The 21,829-nt window shown below is 74.9% G+C and carries 20 protein-coding genes; 12 read left to right on the top strand and 8 right to left on the bottom strand.

Going from position 1 to position 21,829, the window contains the following annotated elements:
* Nucleotides 1–35: 35 nt before the first annotated feature.
* Together AB0D45_RS31565 and AB0D45_RS31570 are read right to left on the bottom strand one after the other, a co-directional pair.
* On the bottom strand, nucleotides 36–1,331 hold the full coding sequence (locus AB0D45_RS31565; RefSeq protein ID WP_362465447.1) for a hypothetical protein: 1,296 nt from the start codon (nucleotides 1,329–1,331) through the stop codon (nucleotides 36–38).
* 59 nt (nucleotides 1,332–1,390) lie between these two features.
* The gene (locus tag AB0D45_RS31570; RefSeq protein WP_362465450.1) at nucleotides 1,391–2,185 is read right to left on the bottom strand and encodes an aspartate/glutamate racemase family protein; all 795 of its coding nucleotides are present in this window, start codon (nucleotides 2,183–2,185) and stop codon (nucleotides 1,391–1,393) included.
* Between the two features lie 201 nt (nucleotides 2,186–2,386).
* Here AB0D45_RS31570 and AB0D45_RS31575 point away from each other — a divergent pair, with 201 nt between their 5' ends.
* The 6 genes from AB0D45_RS31575 (at nucleotide 2,387) to AB0D45_RS31600 (ending at nucleotide 9,373) form a co-directional block, all read left to right on the top strand.
* Complete coding sequence (locus AB0D45_RS31575; protein ID WP_362465453.1) at nucleotides 2,387–3,580, top strand: glycosyltransferase; 1,194 nt, start codon at nucleotides 2,387–2,389, stop codon at nucleotides 3,578–3,580.
* A 265-nt stretch (nucleotides 3,581–3,845) separates the two neighbouring features.
* Entirely contained in the window at nucleotides 3,846–4,358 is a 513-nt protein-coding gene (locus AB0D45_RS31580) for a DUF6643 family protein (RefSeq protein WP_361606411.1), read from the top strand.
* Nucleotides 4,359–4,441: 83 nt separating this feature from the next.
* Nucleotides 4,442–5,269 (top strand): MOSC N-terminal beta barrel domain-containing protein, encoded by an 828-nt coding sequence (locus tag AB0D45_RS31585; RefSeq protein WP_362465456.1) that lies wholly within the window; start codon nucleotides 4,442–4,444, stop codon nucleotides 5,267–5,269.
* Between the two features lie 277 nt (nucleotides 5,270–5,546).
* Nucleotides 5,547–6,158 carry a hypothetical protein gene (locus AB0D45_RS31590; RefSeq protein WP_362465459.1) on the top strand — a complete coding sequence of 204 codons (612 nt, stop codon included), beginning with the start codon at nucleotides 5,547–5,549 and terminating at the stop codon, nucleotides 6,156–6,158.
* A gap of 102 nt (nucleotides 6,159–6,260) precedes the next feature.
* A complete protein-coding gene (locus AB0D45_RS31595; protein WP_362465462.1) occupies nucleotides 6,261–8,723 on the top strand; it encodes a right-handed parallel beta-helix repeat-containing protein in 2,463 nt (820 codons plus the stop codon).
* A 161-nt stretch (nucleotides 8,724–8,884) separates the two neighbouring features.
* Nucleotides 8,885–9,373: an SRPBCC family protein gene (locus AB0D45_RS31600; RefSeq protein WP_362465465.1), complete on the top strand. Its 489-nt coding sequence runs from the start codon at nucleotides 8,885–8,887 to the stop codon at nucleotides 9,371–9,373.
* A gap of 14 nt (nucleotides 9,374–9,387) precedes the next feature.
* On the opposite strand, the gene AB0D45_RS31605 is transcribed toward AB0D45_RS31600, so the two are convergent.
* Nucleotides 9,388–10,578, bottom strand: coding sequence for a PLP-dependent cysteine synthase family protein (locus AB0D45_RS31605; protein ID WP_362465468.1), 1,191 nt, complete (start codon nucleotides 10,576–10,578; stop codon nucleotides 9,388–9,390).
* Nucleotides 10,579–10,786: 208 nt separating this feature from the next.
* Here AB0D45_RS31605 and AB0D45_RS31610 point away from each other — a divergent pair, with 208 nt between their 5' ends.
* A complete protein-coding gene (locus AB0D45_RS31610) occupies nucleotides 10,787–11,332 on the top strand; it encodes an ATP-binding protein (protein ID WP_362465471.1) in 546 nt (181 codons plus the stop codon).
* 30 nt (nucleotides 11,333–11,362) lie between these two features.
* Here the strand turns inward: AB0D45_RS31610 and AB0D45_RS31615 are convergent, their stop codons facing one another.
* Nucleotides 11,363–12,625 (bottom strand): ROK family protein, encoded by a 1,263-nt coding sequence (locus tag AB0D45_RS31615; protein ID WP_361606390.1) that lies wholly within the window; start codon nucleotides 12,623–12,625, stop codon nucleotides 11,363–11,365.
* Nucleotides 12,626–12,666: 41 nt separating this feature from the next.
* Nucleotides 12,667–13,323 (bottom strand): alpha-ketoglutarate-dependent dioxygenase AlkB, encoded by a 657-nt coding sequence (locus AB0D45_RS31620; protein ID WP_362465474.1) that lies wholly within the window; start codon nucleotides 13,321–13,323, stop codon nucleotides 12,667–12,669.
* 36 nt (nucleotides 13,324–13,359) lie between these two features.
* On the opposite strand from AB0D45_RS31620, the gene AB0D45_RS31625 reads away from it, so the two are divergent.
* Nucleotides 13,360–14,103: a maleylpyruvate isomerase family mycothiol-dependent enzyme gene (locus tag AB0D45_RS31625; protein WP_362465477.1), complete on the top strand. Its 744-nt coding sequence runs from the start codon at nucleotides 13,360–13,362 to the stop codon at nucleotides 14,101–14,103.
* Nucleotides 14,104–14,165: 62 nt separating this feature from the next.
* Nucleotides 14,166–15,350 carry a GDSL-type esterase/lipase family protein gene (locus AB0D45_RS31630; RefSeq protein ID WP_362465480.1) on the top strand — a complete coding sequence of 395 codons (1,185 nt, stop codon included), beginning with the start codon at nucleotides 14,166–14,168 and terminating at the stop codon, nucleotides 15,348–15,350.
* A gap of 17 nt (nucleotides 15,351–15,367) precedes the next feature.
* Here the strand turns inward: AB0D45_RS31630 and AB0D45_RS31635 are convergent, their stop codons facing one another.
* Nucleotides 15,368–16,327, bottom strand: a complete 960-nt coding sequence (locus AB0D45_RS31635) for a spherulation-specific family 4 protein (RefSeq protein WP_362465482.1) — start codon at nucleotides 16,325–16,327, stop codon at nucleotides 15,368–15,370.
* Between the two features lie 161 nt (nucleotides 16,328–16,488).
* Nucleotides 16,489–17,199, bottom strand: coding sequence for a TetR/AcrR family transcriptional regulator (locus AB0D45_RS31640; protein WP_362465485.1), 711 nt, complete (start codon nucleotides 17,197–17,199; stop codon nucleotides 16,489–16,491).
* A 173-nt stretch (nucleotides 17,200–17,372) separates the two neighbouring features.
* Here AB0D45_RS31640 and AB0D45_RS31645 point away from each other — a divergent pair, with 173 nt between their 5' ends.
* Complete coding sequence (locus AB0D45_RS31645; protein WP_362465488.1) at nucleotides 17,373–17,831, top strand: nitroreductase family deazaflavin-dependent oxidoreductase; 459 nt, start codon at nucleotides 17,373–17,375, stop codon at nucleotides 17,829–17,831.
* 168 nt (nucleotides 17,832–17,999) lie between these two features.
* Here AB0D45_RS31645 and AB0D45_RS31650 read toward each other — a convergent pair whose 3' ends face one another.
* Nucleotides 18,000–19,190 carry a geranylgeranyl reductase family protein gene (locus tag AB0D45_RS31650; protein ID WP_362465497.1) on the bottom strand — a complete coding sequence of 397 codons (1,191 nt, stop codon included), beginning with the start codon at nucleotides 19,188–19,190 and terminating at the stop codon, nucleotides 18,000–18,002.
* A gap of 331 nt (nucleotides 19,191–19,521) precedes the next feature.
* On the opposite strand from AB0D45_RS31650, the gene AB0D45_RS31655 reads away from it, so the two are divergent.
* On the top strand, nucleotides 19,522–20,886 hold the full coding sequence (locus AB0D45_RS31655) for a dipeptidase (protein ID WP_362465491.1): 1,365 nt from the start codon (nucleotides 19,522–19,524) through the stop codon (nucleotides 20,884–20,886).
* Nucleotides 20,887–20,996: 110 nt separating this feature from the next.
* The gene (locus AB0D45_RS31660; protein WP_362465494.1) at nucleotides 20,997–21,698 is read left to right on the top strand and encodes an MBL fold metallo-hydrolase; all 702 of its coding nucleotides are present in this window, start codon (nucleotides 20,997–20,999) and stop codon (nucleotides 21,696–21,698) included.
* Nucleotides 21,699–21,829: the final 131 nt, after the last annotated feature.

Here is a 21,829-nt window from a genome sequence, read left to right on the forward strand (position 1 = left end):
TGGGCGCCGGGCCGGGGGCGCCGGCTGCGGGGGTGTCAGCCGCAGCCGCCGCCGCAGCCCCCACCGCAGCCGTCGCCGCCGCACCCTCCGCCACCGCCGCCGCATCCGCCGCCGGACGCGGTCGTGCCGGCGGTCCCGGTGGCCGTGGCCCGCTTCGCCTTCGACGGACGCGTGCTCTTCAGCAGCCGCTCGTGCTCCCGGCGCCGTTCCTCCTCGCGCGCCCGCCGTCCCTCGGCGGTCTCCCGGTACGACACCCCGGACGGGCTCCAGGCGCCGAGCCGGTGCCGCCTGCGGGGCAGCAGCGGAACGCCCGTGACCTGGGAGTAGATGCTGCGGTACCCCTCGTGTACGGCGCACTCCAGGACCACCTCGGCACCCTCGCGCGGCACCCCGTGGAGCACCGCCTCGAAGGGCTCGGCGCGGGCGTCGATGTCGTGCAGCCCGTCCCGGGCCGCCTCCGCCGCCCCGGAGGCCAGCAGCTGTGCGCCGCCGTGGGTGTCCTCGCGGCGGGGGCGGTAGCAGACCAGGGGCCGGCCGGTCGTGTCGTCGGCGTCCGGCAGCAGCCAGAAGTGCCCGGTGGGGGCGATCCGTACGCCGACCACCAACGCGGGCTGGTCCTGCGCGTACAGCCGGCGCACGGCCAGGTCGGCGGCCCAGCCCCGGCCCAGCAGGGTGGTCCCGGAGACCAGCAGGACCAGGGCGATGCGCTGCTGGCCGACGGCGTCGTACGGCGCGGACCCCGGCGGCGACCCGAGGTCGTCGACGAGGCCGTCCACGAGGACTCCGGCGGCGACCAGGCACAGGAAGGCCCCGACGAGGAGCCGCGTGTTGCCGCGCCCCTCCTGCCCGGACGGCAGCCGGTCCGGCAGCGGGAAGCGGGCCGTTCCGGCGGCGGCGAGGACCAGCCGCTCCTGGCGGCGCCGGGCCCTCAGCCGCAGCAGTGCGCCGGCCAGCGACCACACCGCCATGAGGAACACCAGGACGACACCGGGGCCGCGGGCGAGCGCGGCGGCCGACTCCAGCGCGAGCACGGCCGCGGCCACGGCGGCCGCGGCGGGCAGGAAGCGGTACCACAGGGGCAGGGCCACCAGCAGCACCGCCGCCGGGTAGAACCGCCACGCCGTGCCCACCGGATCCGCCGGTCCCCCGTCGCGGAGGATCAGCGCGAGGGAGACGGTCACCAGGACAGCGAGGATCCAGCTCCCCGCAGCAGGGGCGAAGACGATCGGGGCCCGGGCCTTGCGCCAGCGCTCGGACTCCGCAACGCCCCATGTCCGCACGTCACTTGCCGGTATCGCCCCGGCGGGAAGGTGCTTGGCATAGGCAATCACAGGGCCCAGTATGCGAGCCCCGCCCGCACGGGGGAACCGTCTTTCGCGGGCCGCCGCCGTCAGTGCTGGTGGACCTGCTCCCGCTCCGCGAGCAGCCGTCCCTCGGCATAGGCGAGGGCGGCGTCGGAGAGGGCGGAGGTCCGCCCGCTGTGCAGGACGGTCAGCCCGCCGGTGCGGGGCAGCTCGGGCGCGGGCTCCAGGCCGATGCGGCGCAGCGCCTGTACGGCGACGGCCTCGGCGGAACCGTGGAACCGGATCTCCGCTCCCCCGTTGCGGGCGGCCAGGGCGGCCCGGATGGACCCCGCGACCAGCTCGTAGTGCGTGCAGCCGAGGACGAGGTCGGTGACGTCGGCCGGGGTGAGGTCGGCGGCGGCCTCGACGGCACGGGCGACCGCCGCCCCGTCACCGGCCTCGACGGCGTCGGCGAGCCCGGGGCAGGGCACCTCGGTGACGGGGACCCCGGCGGCGAAGTCGCGGATCAGGCCGCGCTGGTACGGGCTGCCGGTGGTGGCGGGGGTGGCCCAGATGGCCACCGGGCCGCCGGCGGCCGCGGCGGGCTTGATCGCGGGCACGGTGCCGATGACGGGGATACCGGGCTCCAGTTCGGCCCGCAAGGTGGGCAGGGAGTGCACGGACGCGGTGTTGCAGGCCACGATCAGGGCATCCGGGCCGAGCGCGGCGGCGGCCCGGGCGACGGCACGGGCCCGCTCGGTGAGGTCGGCGGGCGTCCGGGGCCCCCAGGGCATCCCGTCGGGGTCGGAGGACAGCAGCAGATCGGCGTCGGGCCGCAGCCGACGCGTCGCGGCGGCCGCAGCGAGGAGGCCGATTCCCGAGTCCATGAGCGCGATCTTCACCTGGTCACCTTAGTCGACACCCCCACCGAAAGCCCGCCCCCCGCCCCCACGGGGCTCGGCCTCGGGCGGTGGGGCACAGCCCCGGGAGCGGGCCCCGCGCCGCACCGACGCCCCTCTCGGTGGAGCCGGCTCGCCCGGAACCCGGCCCGGAATCCGGCGGTGACGCGCGACACGTCCCGCCGTTTCGGGAACACTGCCGCAATGGGCCTCCTCCTCATCGCCGCCTGCGCCTCCCTCGCCGCCTGGCTCTGGCTGACCTTCGCCCAGGGCATGTTCTGGCGCACCGACGTCCGCCTCCCCCCGCGCACCGCCCCCGCCCGCTGGCCGTCCGTCGCCATCGTCGTCCCGGCCAGGGACGAGGCCGGGGTGCTGCCCCGCAGCCTGCCCTCCCTGCTCGCCCAGGACTATCCGGGCGAGGCGCGGATCGTCCTCGTCGACGACGGGAGCAGCGACGGCACCGCCGAACTCGCGCACCGGCTGGCGGCCCGGCAGCCGGGGCTGCCCCTCACCGTCGTCACGCCGGGCGACCCCCCGTCCGGCTGGACCGGCAAGCTCTGGGCCCTGCGCCACGGCATCGCCCACGCCCGGGCCACCGCCACCGCCGGAGGCCAGGGGCCCGAGTACCTGCTCCTCACGGACGCCGACATCGCGCACGAGCCCGACAGTCTGCGCGAGCTGGTCGCCGCCGCGACCAGCGCCGGCCTCGACCTGGTCTCCCAGATGGCCCGGCTGCGCGTGGACGGCTTCTGGGAGCGGGTCGTCGTACCCGCCTTCGTGTACTTCTTCGCCCAGCTGTACCCCTTCCGCCGGATCAGCAGCCCCACCGCCCGGACCGCCGCGGCCGCCGGCGGCTGCGTACTGCTGCGCACCGAGGCGGCCGTCCGGGCCGGGATCCCGGACTCCATCCGGCAGGCGGTCATCGACGACGTCTCCCTCGCCCGCGCCGTCAAGCGTTCCGGCGGGCGGATCTGGCTCGGGCTGGCGGAGCGGGTGGACAGCGTCCGCCCGTACCCCGCGCTCGGGGACCTGTGGCGGATGGTGTCGCGCAGCGCGTACGCCCAACTGCGCCACCAGCCCCTGCTGCTGGCCGGGACGGTGGCCGGCCTGGTCCTGGTGTACCTCGTCCCCCCGGCGGCCCTGCTGGCGGGGCTGGCGGCCGCGCCGTCGCCCGGGCGCACGGCCACGGTCTGGGCCGGGGGTCTCGCCTGGCTGCTGATGGCGGGGACGTACCTGCCCATGCTGCGCTACTACCGGCGGTCGCCCGCGCTGGCTCCGCTGCTGCCGCTCACCGCGCTGCTCTACCTCCTGATGACCGTCGACTCGGCGGTCCAGCACTACCGGGGGCGCGGCGCCGCCTGGAAGGGCCGTACCTATGCCCGGCCGAGCGATGCGTGAAACCACTTCCGCCGCCAGAACCGGGAGGGCCCCGACCTGAGGGGACGTCATCCGAGGTCACCGGGTTGTGACGCTGCGTCAAGCCGATGTAGGTGCAAGGGCCAACCGGCTGGTACGACTACGTCCAAGACGGGGCGCAAGTGACGAATCGTGCAGGTGAACGCCGAGTGAAAGCTGGGGCGCTGACCTGGGAATATGCAGGTCAGCGCGGTGTTGACGGCACCTGGCTATGGACCCCGTGAAGTCGTGGGCTTAACTTGTCCCCATGACCTCCCCCCGCTCCACTTATGGCGGCGGTTACTACTCCGCGCCCTCCTTCCCGGACACCCCCATCTACGACTCCCTCGTCGCCGAACGCGGCACTCCGCAGATCGCCCCGATCCGCGTTCCGGCCGCCTACGAGTCGCCCAGTGCCGGTTACTCGAGCGGTGGATACCTGCCGGCCCTCGCCTCGTCCATGCCCGCCCTGCCGCCCGCCGCCCCCCAGCTGCCGGCGCCCTCGTACGGGTACGGCTACCCGCAGCAGGCTGCCCCCCAGCCGCAGCAGATGCCGGTTCCGCTTCAACACGCGCCCGCCCCCTACATCCCGCAGCAACAGCAGTACGCGGCCCGGGCGGGCTACGTGCCGCAGCCCCAGCCGCAGCAGCCCCGGCCCGCCGCCATGGGCACCGGGTACGAGGCCATGCGGCCGGCGGCCCCGCGCCCCATGGCGACTCCGGCGGCCGTCCCCTCGTACGAGGACCCGTACGGCCGCCCGTACCAGCAGCGGGCTTACTGACCGGGGCGCCCGGCGCCCCGCACACCGTGCGCCGTACACACAGTGCCCCGGGGGCCGGCGGGGGCAGCTGACACAATGCCCCCATGGCTAATTTGTACGTCCAGTCGCTCCACGTCCATCCCGTCAAGTCGGTAGCGGGGACTGCTCCCGACGAGATGGCCGTGGAGCCCTGGGGGCCGGCCGGGGACCGGCGCTGGGCCGTGGTCGACACGACCGGCGCCGTCATCACCCAGCGCCAGCAGGCGCGGCTGGCCCTGGCCTCGGCGCGGCCGCTGGCGGACGGGCGGGTCGAACTGTCCGGGCCGGGCATGCCCGCCCTCGTCGTGGAGGTCCCGGAGCCCGGCCCGCTGGAGCCGGTCGTGCTGTTCGGCAAGAAGACCGAGACGGTGGTGGCCGCGTCCGCCGCCGCCGAGTGGTTCACCGCCTACCTCGGGCAGCCCGCCCGGCTCGTGTACCTCGACGACCCGGCCGTCCGCCGGCCCGTGGACCCGGACCACGCGCTGCCCGGCGAGACGGTCAGCCTCGCGGACGCCTACCCGGTCCTCCTGACCACCAGCGCTTCGCTGGACGCCCTCAACGCGCTGATCGCCCGGGGCGACCATCCGGAGGAGGGCCCGCTGCCCATGAACCGCTTCCGGCCCAATCTGGTGGTCGGCGGACCGGCCGAGGCCTGGGCCGAGGACGGCTGGCGACGCATAGCGGTCGGCGAAGCCGTCTTCCGCGGGGTGCGGGAATGCGGGCGCTGCATCGTGACCACCACCGACCAGCGGACGTCGCAGCGCGGGCGCGAACCGCTGAAGACCCTGGCCCGGCACCGGCGGATCGGGAAGTCGCTGGCCTTCGGGCGCCAGCTGGTGCCGGTCGTCACGGGTACGGTGCGGGTGGGCGACGAGGTACGCGTCCTGGAGTGAGTGCGCCCGCCGCACCCGGAGGTCCCCGAGCCCGCCACTGACCACGGCGGAGCAGACGGAATGACACCTTCGAGGGGCTCGCGGCACTCACCGGAACCAACCGGCGGCGCACGGCCGTTGGAGCATGCAGGACGTGTGAACACCCCCGGCGCCAGGGGCACCGGATGGGGTGACACGGGTCCCGCGCGTCCCGGAATGCGCGTCCGCCGGGCGTGCGAGGCTGGGACGGGGCGCGCGGCCAGAGCAAGACCGGGCATGGGGCAGGGGGAGCCGGACCGTGCGGACAGCAATGGGTGTGTGGCGTTGGCGGCGCAATCCGCTGCGACGGCCGACCGATCTCTTCGAGGCGTGGGTGGCGTTCGCCGCGCTGGTGTGCGTCCTGCTGGTGGCCCCGCTCTTCGGCTGGGTCGCGGGCCTCCAGGTGGACGGGACCTTGCAGCGGGCCGCGCGCGAGCAGCGGCACGAGCGGTACCTGGTCCCGGCGGTGGTGGTCCGGCCCGCGCCCGGACCTGCCGCCGGGCCGGCCGCGGATCCGCCGCCGCAGCGGCAGGCGCCCGAGCGGACCGAGGTCGTGGCCTCCTGGACCGCGCCCGACGGCAGCAGCCACGAGGGCACGGTCCCGGCGGCCGAGGAACCACCCCGCCCGGGCGACCGGTTCCGGATGTGGACCGACGTCCGGGGGCGGCTGGTGGGGCAGCCGCTGGACCCGTCCGCCGCCTCCTTCCACGCGGCTGCCGTCGGTCTGGCCGCCGCGCTCGCGGCGGCCGCGCTGGCGGAGACGGTCCGCCGGCTGGTCGTACGCAGGCTCATGCATCGGCGGTACGTCCACCTGGACCGGGCGTGGGCGCAGGCGGGACCGGACTGGGGCCGGGCGGGCGCGGGCAGTTGACCTGGCCGCTCACCGGCTCCGCGCGCGCTACCGTGGAGCCGCAGGCCGGTCCGGCAGCGCGGGTACGGGGATCGAGTACGAGGGTGGGGGCACGACAGCACGATGGCTCAGGGCACGGTCCAGGTGACGCACGGCGGGGCCTCGCGGTGGCGGCGGCGTTCCGGTGAGTATCCGACGCTGACCGCGGCACTCGCCGCGGCGGGCGACGGCGACGTGCTGTCCATCGCCCCCGGCACCTACCGGGAGAACCTGGTCCTGCGTCACGCCGTCACCCTGCGCGGGCCCGAGGGCGCGGTGGCCGGGTCGGTGCGGATCGCCCCGCTGGACGGGGTCGCGCTGACCGTGCGCGCCTCGGCCGTGGTCCAGGACCTGTACCTGGAGGGGGCGGACCGGGCGGCGCCCGCGCTGCTCGTCGAGGAGGGCTCGCCCGAGCTCAGCGACCTGCGCGTGCACACCCGCTCGGCGTCCGGCATCGAGGTGCGCGGCGGGGCCCGCCCCCTGGTGCGCCGGTGCACGGTGGAGAATCCGGCCGGGGTCGGGATCTCCGTACTGGACGGTGGCGGCGGGGTGTTCGAGGAGTGCGAGGTGGTGGCCGCCGGCCAGGCCGGCGTCTCGGTGCGCGGAGGGCATCCGCGCCTGGAGCGCTGCCGGATCCACCACGCGGTCGGCGCGGGCATCGCGGTCACCGGGGAAGGCTCGGGCCTTGAGGCGCTGGGCTGCGAGGTGTACGAGGTCAAGGGCGCCGGCGTGCAGATCGCCGGGCGTGCCGCTGCCCGCCTGACCGACTGCGCGGTGCACCGTACGTCCGCCGACGGGGTCACCCTCGACACGGACGCGGTGCTGACGCTCGACGGCTGCGACATCCACGACATCCCGGAGAACGCGGTGGACCTGCGCTCCCGTTCGGTGCTCACCCTCAGCCGCACCACGGTCCGCCGGTTCGGGCGCAACGGCCTGTCGGTGTGGGATCCGGGGACCCGGGTCGATGCCGACTCCTGCGAGATCCACGACAGTACGGGCGACTATCCCGCGGTGTGGGTCAGCGACGGGGCCACCGTCTCGCTGGATTCCTGCCGGCTGCACGACGTACCGGACGCACTGTTCGTGCTGGACCGGGGTTCGCGCGTGGACGTGGTCGACAGCGACCTCTCGCAGGTGCGCAACACGGCCGTCTCGGTGAGCGACGGAGCCACCGCGCAGCTCGACGACTGCCGAATCCGGGACGCGGGCACCGGGGCGTGGTTCCGTGACCACGGCAGCGGCGGCACCCTCGCCAACTGCACCATCGACGCCGTGCAGACGGGCGTGATCGTCACCAAGGGGGCCGATCCCACGCTGGAGCGGTGCACGGTCACTTCCCCCGCCGAAGCCGGGTTCTACGTGTCGGCGGGCGGCCGGGGCAGCTTCACCGCCTGCCGGGTGACGGGCAGTTCCGGTTTCGGATTCCACGTCATCGACGGCTGCCGCACCTCCCTCGCCCGGTGTCACACCGAGCGCTGCGCGCGCGGGGGTTACGAGTTCGCGGAGGACGGCCCGCTCGCCGAGGGCTGCACCGGTGACGACGCCGGGACCGCCCGGCCGGCGGACGGCGCTCTCGCGGGGGCGCGGTCGGCTGCCGGGGGGTCCCGTACGGCCACGGCCGCGCAGGGACCGGCGGAGCGGTCCGCGGTCCCGGTGCCGGCCTCCCGCCCCGCCCAACACCCGAATCCGGCGGCGGCCCCGGCACCGGATCCGGCGTCGGCCGCCCGCGGCTCGGTGGAGGTGCTGGGGCAGCTGGACGCTCTGGTGGGGCTGGACAGCGTCAAACGCGAGGTGCGCGCCCTCACCGACATGATCGAGGTCGGGCGCAGGCGGCAGCAGGCGGGCCTCAAGGCGGCGTCGGTGCGCCGGCACCTGGTCTTCACCGGCTCCCCGGGCACCGGCAAGACCACCGTGGCCCGGCTGTACGGGGAGATCCTCGCTTCCCTCGGGGTGCTGGAGCGCGGCCACCTGGTCGAGGTGTCCAGGGTGGACCTGGTCGGGGAGCACATCGGTTCCACGGCGATCCGTACCCAGGAGGCCTTCGACCGGGCGCGGGGCGGGGTGCTGTTCATCGACGAGGCGTACGCGCTGGCCCCGGAGGACTCCGGCCGGGACTTCGGGCGCGAGGCGATCGACACGCTGGTGAAGCTGATGGAGGACCACCGGGACGCGGTGGTGGTGATCGTCGCCGGGTACACGGCGGAGATGGAGCGGTTCCTGACGGTCAACCCGGGGGTGGCGTCGCGGTTCTCCCGCACCATCACGTTCGGGGACTACGGACCGCAGGAGCTGCTGCGGATCGTGGAGCAGCAGGCGGACGAGCACGAGTACCGGCTCGGCGAGGGCACCGGGGAGGCGCTGCTGCGGTACTTCGCGGAGCTGCCCAAGGGGCCGGCGTTCGGCAACGGCCGGACCGCGCGCCAGACGTTCGAGGCGATGGTGGAACGGCACGCGGGCCGGGTCGCGCAGCTGGCCGATGCGGGTACGGACGAGCTCACCCTGCTGTTCCCGGAGGACCTGCCGGCCCTGCCGGCGCCCTGCTGACCGGTCGGCCGGCCGAAAGGGTTGACCGGCGGGCTGCGGGCGTGGTGCAGACATCCGAGGAGGCGCCGGTTAGGGTGCGCGGCACACACACGCGCGCCACCCGCGCACGCGCCGCACCCGCGCGCCGGTACGCAGCGCGCCACACTTCAGGGGGTAACGCCATGGCCCGCCGACTCCGTCCCGTGGGGCTGGACTTCGTCCGCGAAGCCCCGGTCCGGCCGGCCTTCACGGCCCGGGCCGCGGCCCCGCCGGAAGCCGTGTACCGGGCCCTCGCCCAGGAGGTCACGGGCTGGCCGGCCTGGTTCGGGGCGGTCACCCTGGCCCGGCCGACCCGGGGCGGCGCGGGCCGCGAGGTACGGCTGGTGGGCGGGGTCCGCTTCCAGGAGACGGTCATGGCCGCCGATCCCGGGCTGCGCTACGCGTACCGGGTCGACGAGACCAACGTCCCGGGCGTCAGCGCCCTGTTGGAGGAGTGGCTGCTGGCCCCCGACGCGGGCACCGGCGGGACCCTCGTCCGCTGGACCTTCGCGGCCGACGGCCCGGCCCCCTTCCGGCTGGCGCTGACCGCGGCCCGACCGGGCCTCGGCCGGTCCTTCCGTACGGCGGTGCGCGCCCTGGACGCCCGGCTGGCGACGCGCACCGCGAGCTAGGCCGGCCGCGGGGCTCAGGCCTCGGGCTCGCGCCATTCGCCGGTTTCCAGCAGGGCCTGGAGCGTCTCGGCGTACGGGGCGATGTCGAGGCCCTGGGCCGCCAGCCACGCGTCGGAGTAGTACTTGTCGAGGTAGCGGTCACCCGGGTCGCAGAGCAGGGTCACGACGCTGCCCTTGCGGCCCTCCGCCACCATCTCCGAGACGATCTTCAGGGCGCTCCACAGTCCGGTGCCGGTGGAGCCGCCCGCCTTGCGGCCTATGGCCTGTTCGAGGGCGCGGCAGGCGGCGACCGACGCCGCGTCCGGCACCCTCATCATGCGGTCGATGGCTCCGGGCACGAAGCTCGGCTCCATCCGGGGCCGGCCGATGCCCTCGATGCGCGAGCCGCAGTCGCTGCTCGCGTGCGGGTCGTGGTTGGTCCAGCCGTCGAAGAAACAGGAGTTCTCCGGGTCCGGGACGCAGATGCGGGTGTCGTGCTGCATGTAGTGGACGTAGCGCGCGATGGTCGCGGAGGTGCCGCCCGTGCCGGCCGTCGCGACGATCCACGCGGGCTCCGGGTACCGCTCCAGGCGCAGTTGCTGGTACATCGACTCGGCGATGTTGTTGTTGCCGCGCCAGTCGGTGGCGCGCTCGGCGTAGGTGAACTGGTCCATGTAGTGGCCGCCGGTGCGGGCGGCCAGGTCGGCCGACTCCTCGTACATCTTCATCGGGTCGTCGACGAAGTGGCAGTCGCCGCCGTGGAATTCGATGAGCCGGCACTTCTCCGGGCTGGTGGTCCTCGGCATCACGGCGATGAACGGGACGCCGATCAGCTTGGCGAAGTAGGCCTCGGAGACGGCCGTCGAGCCGCTGGACGCCTCGATGACCGGGCGGCCGGGGCGGATCCAGCCGTTGCAGAGCGCGTACAGGAACAGCGAGCGGGCGAGCCGGTGCTTCAGGGAGCCCGTCGGGTGCGTCGACTCGTCCTTGAGGTAGAGGTCGATGCCCCACGCCTCGGGCAGCGGGAAGCGCAGCAGGTGGGTGTCGGCGCTGCGGTTGGCGTCCGCCTGGACCTTGCGCACGGCTTCCTTGAGCCAGGCGCGGTAGTCGGCGTCGCTCCGGTCGATGTCGACGGTCGTCGCCACCGTGCCCGCGGCCGGGCGCGCGGCCGCCGCGCTCGCGGCCGTGTTCGAAGCCGTCGTACCGGTGGTACCGGTGGTGCTCATGCGCCTTGCTCCTTTGTCGGTTCCGGGCCCCCTCCTTTCGAAATGTACCCCCCTCACCTGCGCAAACGATGACTTTGGGTTTCCATGCGGATCGCTTTTGGTCGCATTGTGTGGCGTTCGGTTGCAAGCGGCGCCACCGTGGGTGACCCTGGTGATTGCGTCACCGTGGGTGCAGCACCCGTAACAATGATGTCGGGGAGTCGCAGCCGTGATCAGTCATTCCCGCAGGCACTGCGTCGTGGAACTGCAGGCCTTGCCCGCACGGATCGGCCAGGTCCGCAGAATCATCTCCGCGCAACTGCGCCACTGGCAGCTCGACCCGCTCATAGACCGGGCTGCGCTCGGCGTGACGGAACTGCTCAGCAACGTCCACCGCCATGCGCAGCCCGACAAGGTCTGCACGGTCGAGATCGAACTCCGCCTCGGGCGGCTGACGGTCTCCGTCCACGACAGCGATCCGCGGCTGCCGGTTCGGCGCGACGCCGATGACCTGGAGACCTGCGGACGCGGACTCGCGCTCGTCGAGGCGGTCAGCGAGGCCTGGGGCGCCCGGCACCGGCCGGACGGTCCCGGCAAGGTGGTGTGGTTCTCCATGCGGGCCGCCCCCGCACCGGCGACGCCGACGCGCACGGTCCGTATCGGCGTGAAGAAGACCGTACGGGAGCCCTCCTGCCCGGTGCTCGCCGCCGACGACGCACCGGCCGTCACGTCCGGCGTGCCGGCGTCGGTCACGGTCGGCGCCGGGCCCGGCTGACTCCCCCGCGGGCGCCCGCCCCCGGCGCCCTCAGGCCGCGGCGCCCAGCGCCCCCAGGGGGTCGTCCAGCACCGGCTGCCACGCCAGCTCCGCCGCCCCGACCAGGCTGTTGTGGTCGAGGGTGCACGGCAGGATCGGCACGCCTCCGCTGCGCCCCCACAGGCTGCGGTCGGCAACCACCGCCCGCAGCCGTTCCGGGTCGGCGTACAGCAGCTCCCGGTGCAGTCCTCCGAGGATGATCCGGTCCGGGTTCAGGATGTTCACCAGGCCCGCCAGCCCCAGCCCGAGCCGGTCGATGAGCTCCTCGGCGGCCGCCCGGACCGACGGCTGCGCGTACTCGGAGCGCAGGAGGTCGCGGGCCTGCGCCAGCAGCGACACCTCGGGGCCGGGCGTACGGCCGGCGGCGGTGAGGAAGGCCAGCGGGTCGGCCTCCACGTCCAGGCAGCCCCGGCTGCCGCAGTGGCAGGCCCGGCCCTCGGGGTTGACGGTGAGGTGGCCGACCTCCAGGGCCAGGCCGGCGCTGCCGCTGTGCAGCCGGCCGTCGAGCACCAGCGCCCCGCCCACCCCGCGGTGCCCGGTGGCCACGCAGAGCAGGTGCTGGGCGCTGCGGCCCGCGCCGTGCCGGTGCTCGGCGAGCGCGGCGAGGTTCACGTCGTTGCCGGTCAGGGCCGGCCCGTCGATGCCGGCCGCCTTCACGCACTCGGCGAAGACGGCCCGGACGGGAGAGCCGGCCGGCCACGCCAGGTGCAGCGGGTTGAGGGCCGTCCCCTCGGGCTCCGCGACCGCCGAGGGCACCGCGAGGCCCGCGCCGACGCAGCGCCGCCCGGACTCCGCGAGCAGCCGGGCGCCCGCTTCGACGACCGCGCCGAGGACCTGCGCGGGGTCGGCGGAGACCGTGACCTTGCCGGGTGCGGTGGCCACGATGCGCCCGCCGAGGCCCACCAGCGCGGCCCGGAACCCGTCCGAGTGCACCTGCGCGGCCAGCGCCACGGGGCCGTTCTCGTCGACGGCGAGCCGGTGCGAGGGCCGCCCCTGCGTGCCGGCGGCGCCTCCGGGGCGGGAGTCGACGCGGATCAGGCCGAGCGCCTCGAGCTCGGCCGCCACGGCTCCGGCGGTCGCCCGGGTGACGCCGAGCTCGGCCGTCAGGACCGCCCGGGTCGGGGCCCGGCCGGTGTGGACGAGCTCCAGCGCCGGGCCGAGTGCCCCGCGGCCGCGCTCCAGCCTGGTCCTCGCGGACGCTGCGGACGCCGTGCTCGCGTCCCCCGCCCCCGGCGGGGCCCCGTTGCCGTTCATGAAGGGATCCTCGCATGATCGGGAGGCCGCGCAGGCCCCGGCTAGGGGCCGAGGCCGCCGACCCGCAGCGTGATGTTGAGGCGCCCCGTGAGGCCCAGCTCCGGCGGGGCGGTGCCGGGCAGCACCTTCGGCACCCCGTGGTAGGCCAGCCTGCTCGGGCCGCCGAACACGAACAGGTCCCCGCTGTGCAGCTCGACGTCCCGGTACGGGCGGCCGCGCGAGGCGGTGTTGCCGAAGCGGAAGAGACAGGAATCACCCAGGCTGAGCGAGACGACCGGCGCCCCGGAACGCTCCTCGGCGTCGCGGTGCATGCCCATCCGGGAGTCGCCGTCGTAGAAGTTCACCAGGGCGATGTCGTACGCCTCCGCCGGCGGCGGGGGCGTCCCGTACGCGGCGGTGACGGCCCGCCGTCCCAGCTCCGCGAGCCACCCGGGCATCGGCTTGACCGGCGCCCCGTCCCCGTCGACGGCGGTGTGCGCGTACGCGTACGGGTACCAGTGGAGGCCCAGGCAGACCTGCCGGGCGGTCATCGTGCCGCCCCCGGGGGTGCGTACGGTGCGCAGCCCGGCCGGCGGTCGCGCCCACTCCCGGCAGGCGGCGAGCAGCTCGCGCTGGCGCCGGGGCCCGAGCCAGTCGGGCAGGTGCACGGCGCCGGGTGCGATCTCGGTCCGCTCGCGCGGGAAGAGTTCCCCGTCCACCCTCCCATTGTCAGGGGCGGCTGGCAGACTCGCGGCATGAAGATCACCGAATACGTGGAGACCCTGGCCCGTGAGGGCGAGCTGCTCGCCGACCAGGCCGAACAGGCGGGTGTGGACGCGCTGGTGCCCACCTGCCCCGAGTGGCGGGTCGCCGACCTGCTGCGGCACACCGGGTCGGTGCACCGCTGGGCGGCCGGGTACGTGCGGGACGGCCTCGTGGAGCCGGTGCCGTTCCCGCAGCCGCCAGAGCTGGCCGGGGCGGAGCTGCTGGCCTGGTTCCGCACGGGGCACGCCGAGCTGGTCCGGACGCTGGCCGAGGCTCCGGCCGAGCTGGTGTGCTGGACCTTCCTGCCGACCGCGCCGCCGTCGCCGGTGGCGTTCTGGGCGCGGCGGCAGGCGCACGAGACGACCGTGCACCGCTTCGACGCCGAGTCCGCCCGGGGCGTCGCCTTCTCGGCGGTGACCCCGGAGTTCGCTGAGGACGGGGTGGACGAGCTGCTGACCGGCTTCCACGCCCGGCCGCGCAGCCGCGTGCGGACCGAGGAGCCCCGGGTGCTGCGGATCCGGGCGGCGGACACGGGGGCGGCGTGGACGCTCCACCTGTCGAAGGAGCCGGTCCGTACGGTGCGGGGCGACACCGGGGAGGAGGCGGACTGCGAGATCGTCGAGGAGGCGTCCTGGCTGTACGCGGCCCTGTGGAACCGGGTGCCGCTGGCCGGACCGTGCGTACGGGGCGACGCGTCGCTGGCGCGGCTGTGGCAGGAGACGGCGGGCATCTGACCCCGGGGCGGGGCCGGGAGAAATGCCGTGCGGGCCGGGAACCGGGCGGGCAGGCTGGCCCCATGACCTCCCCCGACTGGATCACCACCCCCGTGGACGAGCGCTTCCTGCGCGGCGCCCTGGAGCTGGAACGCACCACGCACGGGCTGCTCCCGCACCGGCTGCCCGCCCGGGCCCGCGCCCAGTGCGCCGACGGGCACCTGGCCATGGCGGAGGCCCAGCCCTCCGGCGTCCGGCTGGTCTTCCGTACCCGCGCGACGGCCGTCGAGCTGGACGCGCTGCGCACCAAGACGTCCTACCGGGGCGCCCCGCCACGCCCCGACGGCGTGTACGACCTGCTCGTCGACGGCCGGCTGACCGGCCGGGCCGGGGTGAGCGGCGGCAACGTGGTCATGGTCGACATGGCCACCGGGTCGGCCGAGACGCTCCCCGGCCCGGTCGGCACGGTCCGCTTCTCCGGCCTCCCCGGCCGGCTCAAGGACGTCGAGATCTGGCTGCCGCACAACGAGGTCACCGAAGTGGTGGCCCTGCGCACCGACGCCCCGGTCGAACCCTGCCCGGACCCGGGCCGCAGGGTGTGGCTGCACCACGGCAGTTCGATCAGCCACGGCTCCGACGCCGCGAGCCCGAGCACGAGCTGGCCGGCCCTGGCCGCCGCCCGGGGCGGGGTGGAGCTGGTCAACCTGGGGCTGGGCGGCAACGCCCTGCTGGACCCCTTCACCGCGCGCGTCCTGCGCGACACCCCGGCCGACCTGATCAGCGTCAAGATCGGCATCAACCTCGTCAACCACGACCTGATGCGCCTGCGCGCCTTCGGCCCCGCCGTCCACGGCTTCCTCGACACCATCCGCGAGGGCCACCCCCGCACACCGCTGCTGGTCGTCTCACCGATCCTGTGCCCCGCCCACGAGGACACGCCGGGCCCCACCGCCACGGACTTCACCGAACTCGCCGCCGGACGGCTGCGGTTCCGGGCCACGGGCGACCCCGCCGAGGTCGCCGCGGGGAAGCTGACGCTGAGGGTCGTACGGGAGGAACTGGCCCGTCTCGTGAAGGCGCGCGCGGCCGACGACCCCGACCTGCACCACCTCGACGGCCTCGTCCTCTACGGCGAAACCGACCACGCCGCGCTCCCCCTCCCCGACGGCCTCCACCCGGACGCGGAGACCCACCGCCTGATCGCCGGCCGCTTCGCCGCCCACGCCTTCGGACCCGCCGGCCCCTTCGGCGGCCCCGAGGAGCCGTAGGCCGGCCACGGGGCGGGTCAGCCGGCCGCGTCGTCGCCGCCCAGGGTGGCCGCGTAGGAGGTCTGGGGGCGGTACTTCCAGGACGGGGCGGTGTTCCAGGGGTTGGGCATGGCCGCGCTGGTCGCGAAGGCGTAGCCGGCGCCGCGGCCGAAGGCGGTGCGCAGGGTGGTGCGCATCGCGGTGGTGTCGGGGACCTCGTGGACGAGGTGCCAGAACGCGGTGCCGGTGGGATCGAGTTCGGTGCCGGGGCGGTAGCCGCCACGGGCGTCGAACACGTTCCCCTGCCAGCCGCCGGAGGTGTACGCCGCGTAGGTGTCCTCGTACGTGACGAACACGTCGGCCGTGCGGTGGCCCGGCTCCAGGTAGCAGTCGGCGATGGCGGTGCCGGGGTTGTTCACGACGAGGTCGTCCGCGTCCGGGTCGGCGGCGTGGAGGGTGTCCTGAACGTAGCGCCGCAGCGCGGCGTAGTGGTCGCGGGTGGCGTTGGCGGGACCGCAGTCGCGGCTGACCACGTCGAAGAAGATGCCGTCGACGTGGAGCCGGCCGTCCCCTTCGCCCGAGGGCTTGAGGTAGTTGTCGACGGAGGCCCTGACGGCCGCCGGGTCCCGGTTGCCGTGGTCGGTGTGGACGTAGCCGAGGACCTTGGTCCTCTCGCCGGTGGCCGTGGTGCCGGCGCGCAGGGCGTCGGCGCGGGCGCGCCAGGGGCCGTCGAAGGGGGCGTCGCCGTTGCCGGGGTTGAGGACGACCACGGAGGCCGCGGGGCGGGTGGCGGTGAGGGCGGCCAGCACCGGGTCGTCCGCCCAGACGTAGGCGGGCACGCCGATCTCCAGGCCGGGCACGCCGGGGAGCCGGGGAGCGGACGCCGCCGGGAGGGGCGGGGCCTGTCTCGCGGAGGCGGGTACGGCGGGCGCCGGGGCGGCGAGCAGCCCGATCAGGACGACGGCGTACAGGGCCTTCAGTACGCGGGCGGGGGCCACGGCTGTTCCTCCGGGGCGGCGGGGCGGGGGCGGGACCCGAGGAACACTAGACGCGCGGAAACCCGGTGAAAGCCGAACCACCCGGATTGGTATGAGGAACTGACAAGCGAACCGTCACCGGTCCCGCCCCGCCACCGGGCCGCCCCGCCCCGCCCGCATGGCTACCCGGCCGGCTGTGCGGCGGGCAGTCCCACCGAGTGCGCCAGTTGTCCGGCGGCGTGCGCGAAGAAGGCCCCGCGCTCCTCGACGACCCGGTTGAACTGGCCGAACAGTTCGAAGGAGACCAGTCCCATGAGCTGTGCCCAGGACGCGACCAGGGCGGCGGTGACCTCGGGGGGCAGGCCCTCGGCGAAGTCGGCGGTCATCCGCAGGGCTTCGGAGCGCAGGGCCGCGGGCAGGGGCGGCAGCGCCAGGCCGCGGCCTTCGTAGGCGGCCCGGAGAATGCCGATGAACACGTTGGCCACGCGGGAAGCGGGGCCGACCGTGTCGAGGGGGGCGGTGTAGCCGGGGACCGGTGAGCCGTAGATGAGGGCGTACTCGTGCGGGTGCGCCAGCGCCCAGCCGCGGACCGCCTCACAGACGGCGATCCAGCGGGCACGGGGCGGGGCGCCGGCGGTGAGGGCGGCGGCCTCCGCCGTTTCGGCGGCGGAGCCGAGGCTGTCGTAGGCGTCGACGATCAGCGCGGTGAGCAGCTCGTCGCGGCTGGCGAAGTAGCGGTAGAGGGCGGAGGAGACCATGCCCAGCTCGCGGGCGACGGCGCGCAGCGAGAGGTCGGCGGCGCCCCCGGCCGCGAGTCTGCGGCGCGCTTCGTCCTTGATGGCGGCGGTGACCTCGATACGGGCCCGTTCCCTGGCTCCTCGCACGGTGCTCATGCGGCTCAGTGTGCCACGGGCTTGGAGCACTGCCCAAAAACCGGAGCGCCGCTCACTTCAGAGAGCAGCGCTCTTGTTTCGGTGCGCTGATCCGTGCACACTGATCTCAAGCGAGAGCAGTGCTCTCGGAGTCAATGCCGGTTCCCCTGATCCCACAGCCCCGGAGGGTCACCATGACCGCTTCCGCCCCGTACTACGCCCAGGCCGGCCGCTTCGCCGTCCGCTTCAACGCCCTCTTCGGCAAGCTCGCCCGCCTCGGCGTCAGCCTGGCCGGCACGGCCGAGCTGTCGGTGCGCGGCCGCACCTCCGGCCAGATGCAGCGCATCCCGGTCAACCCCCACACCTTCGGGGGCGACCAGTACCTCGTCTCGGCCCGCGGCCACTCCCAGTGGGTCCGGAACATGCGCGCGGCGGGCGGCGGTGAGCTGCGCGTCGGCCGCAAGGTCCGCACCTTCACCGCCGTGGAACTGACCGACCCCGCGCAGAAGGCAGCCGTACTGCGCGCCTACCTGGAGAAGTGGGGCTGGGAGGTCAACCGGTTCTTCCAGGGGGTCACCGCCCAGTCCACGGACGCCGAACTCCGGGCGGCCGCCGGGGACCACCCCGTCTTCCGCATCGCGGTGGCCCACTGAGCGGCGGCCCGGCCCCGCCCGGCCCCCACGGGGATCCCGCTCCCCCGCACGCACGGCGGGGCGCCGGCCCCCCGGCGCCCCGCCCCGGACGGGCCCCTCCCGGCGGCCCACCGCGCGCGGTCGTCCACGGGAACCGGCGCCCGGCGCCGCCGCCTGGTCCTGCCGCGCCTATCCCCGGCCGCGCCGCGCCTGGCGGTCGTCCAGGAGGTGCAGCGCCCTGCGGGCCAGCGGGTGCGTACGGACCAGGTCGGGCAGCGTCGTCGAGCCGCGCGTGATGCGGGCGAAGGCGGTCCAGGCGGGGCGCAGGCCCGTGAGCGCCGCGTGCACCAGCCCCGGACGGGACTCGAAGACGGTCAGCAGCCGCTTGCCGACGGCCATTTCCACGCCCAGGCCGGCCTTGACCGCGAAGGCGTAGTTCAACGCCTGGCGGCGCGCGTCCACCGCGTCCTGCGCCTCGGAGATCTTGACCGCCCACTCCCCCGCCAGCCGCCCCGAGCGCAGCGCGAAGGAGATGCCCTCCCGGGTCCACGGCTCCAGGAGTCCGGCCGCGTCGCCCGCCACCAGCACCCGGCCGCGCGAGAGCGGTGAGCCCGGCTTGCGGCAGCGGGTCAGGTGCCCGGAGGAGACGGAGGGTTCGAAGCCGGCCAGACCCAGCCGGGCGATGAAGTCGTCCAGGTACCGCTTGGTGGCTGCGCCCTCGCCCTTCGCCGAGATGACCCCGACGGTGAGCGTGTCGCCCTTGGGGAAGACCCAGCCGTAACTGCCGGGCAGCGGCCCCCAGTCGATCAGGACGCGGCCCTTCCAGTCCTCGGCCACCGTCGCCGGGACGGGGATCTCCGCCTCCAGGCCGAGGTCGACCTGGTCCATCTCCACCCCGACGTGGGCGCCGATCCGGCTGGCGCTGCCGTCGGCGCCGACCACGGCCCGGGCCAGGACGGTCTCGCCGTCCGCCAGCACCACGGCGACCGTGCGCCGGTCGGGCACGGACGCGCCGTGCTGCTCGACCCGGGACACGGCCGTGCCCGTACGCAGGGTCGCGCCGGCCTTCTCGGCCTCCGCGACGAGCGCCGCGTCGAACTCGGGCCGGTTGATGAGCCCGAACAGCATGTTCTTCGAACGCCGCGTCCGGGTCAGCCTGCCGTTCAGGGAGAAGGTGACCGCGTGGATGCGGTCCTGGAGGGGCAGGACGAAGCCCGGGGGGAGGGCGTCGCGCGAGGGGCCGATGATGCCGCCCCCGCAGGTCTTGTAGCGGGGCAGTTCGGCCTTCTCCAGCAGCAGGACGCTCCGCCCCGCGACGGCCGCCGCCCGCGCCGCCGACGCCCCGGCCGGTCCCGCGCCGACCACGACGACGTCCCACACCTCCGCGGTGCCCTCGCCGGCCCCGTCCGCCGCCCCTCCGGGGGCCCCTTCGACGGCTCCTTCGGCCGCCGCCCCGGCCGGGGTCCCCTCGTCCGCCCGCCGAGCGGCCTGCTCCGCCCCTTCAGCGGCCTGCTCTGCGTTCGCGCCGTTCACGTCGTCGTCGCTGCTCACGATGTGCTGCTGCTCCTGATCACCCGGTTGCTCCGATGCCGTGGAAATCCTACGGCGAGCCGCCGCCTCGTCCCTCTGTGCGAGGATCGTGACGGCCTTTCGCCTTGCATTCGCCGTACCCGGCACTTACCACAACGTCGCACCCACGAGGAGCGTGCCCATGCCGCAGAATCCGATCGCCGAGACCGTCGCCTCGCTCATGCCCCGCGCCAAGGCGGAGCTGACCGAGCTGGTGGCCTTCCAGTCGGTCGCGGACTGGGCCCAGTTCCCGCAGAGCGAGAGCCAGGCCGCCGCGAACTGGGTGGCCGACGCCCTGCGCGCCGAAGGCTTCCAGGACGTGGCGCTGCTCGACACCCCGGACGGCACCCAGTCCGTGTACGGGTTCCTGCCCGGCCCCGAGGGCGCCCCGACCGTCCTGCTGTACGCGCACTACGACGTGCAGCCGCCGCTGGACGAGGCCGCCTGGATCTCCCCCGCCTTCGAGCTGACCGAGCGCGACGGCCGCTGGTACGGGCGCGGCGCCGCCGACTGCAAGGGCGGCTTCATCATGCACCTGCTGGCGCTGCGCGCCCTTAAGGCCAACGGCGGGGTGCCCGTGAGCGTGAAGGTGATCGTCGAGGGCTCGGAGGAGCAGGGCACCGGCGGCCTCCAGCAGTACGCCGAGGCGCACCCCGAGCTGCTGGCCGCCGACACCATCGTCATCGGCGACGCGGGCAACTTCCGCCTCGGCCTGCCGACGGTGACGGCCACGCTGCGCGGGATGACCCTCGTCAAGGTCAAGATCGACACTCTGGGCGGAAACCTGCACTCCGGCATGTTCGGCGGCGTCGCCCCCGACGCGCTCGCCGCACTGATCCGCCTGCTGGACTCGCTGCGCTCCGAGGACGGTTCGACGACCGTGGACGGCCTCGCCTCGGACGCGGTGTGGGAGGGCCTCCAGTACCCGGAGGCGGACTTCCGCGCCGACGCGAAGGTGCTCGACGGCGTCGAGCTGATCGGTGAGGGCACGATCGCGGACCGGCTGTGGGCCCGTCCCGCCGTCACCGTGCTCGGCATCGACTGCCCGCCGGTCATCGGCGCGACCCCCTCGGTGCACGCCAGTGCGGGCGCGCTGATCAGCCTGCGCGTGCCGCCGGGCGTGGACACCGCCGAGGCCATCAAGCTGCTGGAGGCGCACCTGGTGGCGCACACCCCGTGGAAGGCGAAGCTCGAGCTCGAAGTGGTGGGCCAGGGCCAGCCCTTCCAGGCGGACACGAGCAGCCCGGCGTACGCGTCGATGGCGGCGGCGCTGCGCGAGGCGTACGACGGCCAGGAGATGCAGATCAGCGGCATGGGCGGGTCGATCCCGCTGTGCAACACGCTGACGTCGCTGTACCCGCAGGCGGAGATGCTGCTGATCGGGCTGAGCGAGCCGCAGGCGCAGATCCACGCGGTGAACGAGAGCGTGTCGCCCGAGGAGCTGGAGCGGCTGTCGGTCGCCGAGGCCCTGTTCCTGGTGAACTACGCGGCGTCCAGGAGCGTCTGACGCCGGCGGGCCGGTGCCGCGTACGCCCGGGGCGCAGTGCGCCCTGGGCGTACTCTGCTCCCGGCTAAGTCGCGTCCGCGGGGTGGGTGCGAGGGTCTACGGTCGCGGTCATGGATCTTGTAGAAGTCATCCCCGAACGTCTCCACATGCTGCGCTTCCCCATCGGCCAGGCCTATCTCTGGCGGGACGGCGAAGCCCTCACCCTGATCGACGCCGGCCATGCCGGCTCGGCCGACTCCATCGAGGAGGCGATACGTTCCCTCGGCCTGGCGCCCGAGGGACTGGAGCGGATCGTCCTGACGCACTGCCACCGCGACCACGTCGGCGCCGCAGGCGAACTCGCCGCCCGCTGGGGCGCGCAGGTGCTCGCCCACCGGCTGGACGCCCCGGTGGTGCGCGGCGAACATCCCGTCCCCGAGCCGGTGCTGCTGGACTGGGAAGTCCCGCTCTACGCGCACGGGCTGACGGTCCCCGAGGCCCCGCCGACCTGGGTCGACCGGGAGCTGGAGGACGGCGAGGCGCTCGGCTTCGGCGACGGGGCGGTGGTGGTCCACGCCCCGGGTCACACTCCGGGCAGCATCGGCGTGCACCTGCCCGCGCACGGGGTTCTGTTCACGGGCGACTGCGTGGCGGGGGTGGGCCAGGTGATGCTGGGCGTCTTCAACGTCGACCGCGCCCAGGCGGTCGCCTCCTTCCGCCGGCTGGCCGCGTTGGCCCCGTCCGTGGCCTGCTTCGGCCACGGCGACCCGTGGACGCGGGACACCGCGACGGCACTCCGCGAGGCGGCACAAGCCGCCCTGTCCTCCCCCTGACGTCCGCCCGCCGTCACCCCCGAGGCCGGAGCGACGCGGGCCCGACGCCCCGCCCGAAGCCGGCCCGACGCCGGCCCGCGGCGCCTGCCCCGCCGCCCGCACCGAGGAGAACAAGTAACCATGAGCAAGAT

The sequence above is a fragment of the Streptomyces sp. NPDC048352 genome (genome assembly GCF_040651895.1).
In the GTDB taxonomy this organism is placed as follows: Bacteria; Actinomycetota; Actinomycetes; order Streptomycetales; family Streptomycetaceae; genus Streptomyces.

Excerpts from the sequence above, each read along its gene's own strand:
- AB0D45_RS31630 (WP_362465480.1), top strand. The coding sequence starts at position 14,166 with ATGACCTCCCCCGACTGGATCACCACCCCCGTGGACGAGCGCTTCCTG.
- AB0D45_RS31645 (WP_362465488.1), top strand. The coding sequence starts at position 17,373 with ATGACCGCTTCCGCCCCGTACTACGCCCAGGCCGGCCGCTTCGCCGTC.
- AB0D45_RS31615 (WP_361606390.1), bottom strand. The coding sequence starts at position 12,625 with ATGAACGGCAACGGGGCCCCGCCGGGGGCGGGGGACGCGAGCACGGCG.
- AB0D45_RS31625 (WP_362465477.1), top strand. The coding sequence starts at position 13,360 with ATGAAGATCACCGAATACGTGGAGACCCTGGCCCGTGAGGGCGAGCTG.
- AB0D45_RS31640 (WP_362465485.1), bottom strand. The coding sequence starts at position 17,199 with ATGAGCACCGTGCGAGGAGCCAGGGAACGGGCCCGTATCGAGGTCACC.
- AB0D45_RS31595 (WP_362465462.1), top strand. The coding sequence starts at position 6,261 with ATGGCTCAGGGCACGGTCCAGGTGACGCACGGCGGGGCCTCGCGGTGG.
- AB0D45_RS31655 (WP_362465491.1), top strand. The coding sequence starts at position 19,522 with ATGCCGCAGAATCCGATCGCCGAGACCGTCGCCTCGCTCATGCCCCGC.
- AB0D45_RS31605 (WP_362465468.1), bottom strand. The coding sequence starts at position 10,578 with ATGAGCACCACCGGTACCACCGGTACGACGGCTTCGAACACGGCCGCG.
- AB0D45_RS31660 (WP_362465494.1), top strand. The coding sequence starts at position 20,997 with ATGGATCTTGTAGAAGTCATCCCCGAACGTCTCCACATGCTGCGCTTC.
- AB0D45_RS31585 (WP_362465456.1), top strand. The coding sequence starts at position 4,442 with ATGGCTAATTTGTACGTCCAGTCGCTCCACGTCCATCCCGTCAAGTCG.
- AB0D45_RS31575 (WP_362465453.1), top strand. The coding sequence starts at position 2,387 with ATGGGCCTCCTCCTCATCGCCGCCTGCGCCTCCCTCGCCGCCTGGCTC.
- AB0D45_RS31580 (WP_361606411.1), top strand. The coding sequence starts at position 3,846 with ATGACCTCCCCCCGCTCCACTTATGGCGGCGGTTACTACTCCGCGCCC.
- AB0D45_RS31600 (WP_362465465.1), top strand. The coding sequence starts at position 8,885 with ATGGCCCGCCGACTCCGTCCCGTGGGGCTGGACTTCGTCCGCGAAGCC.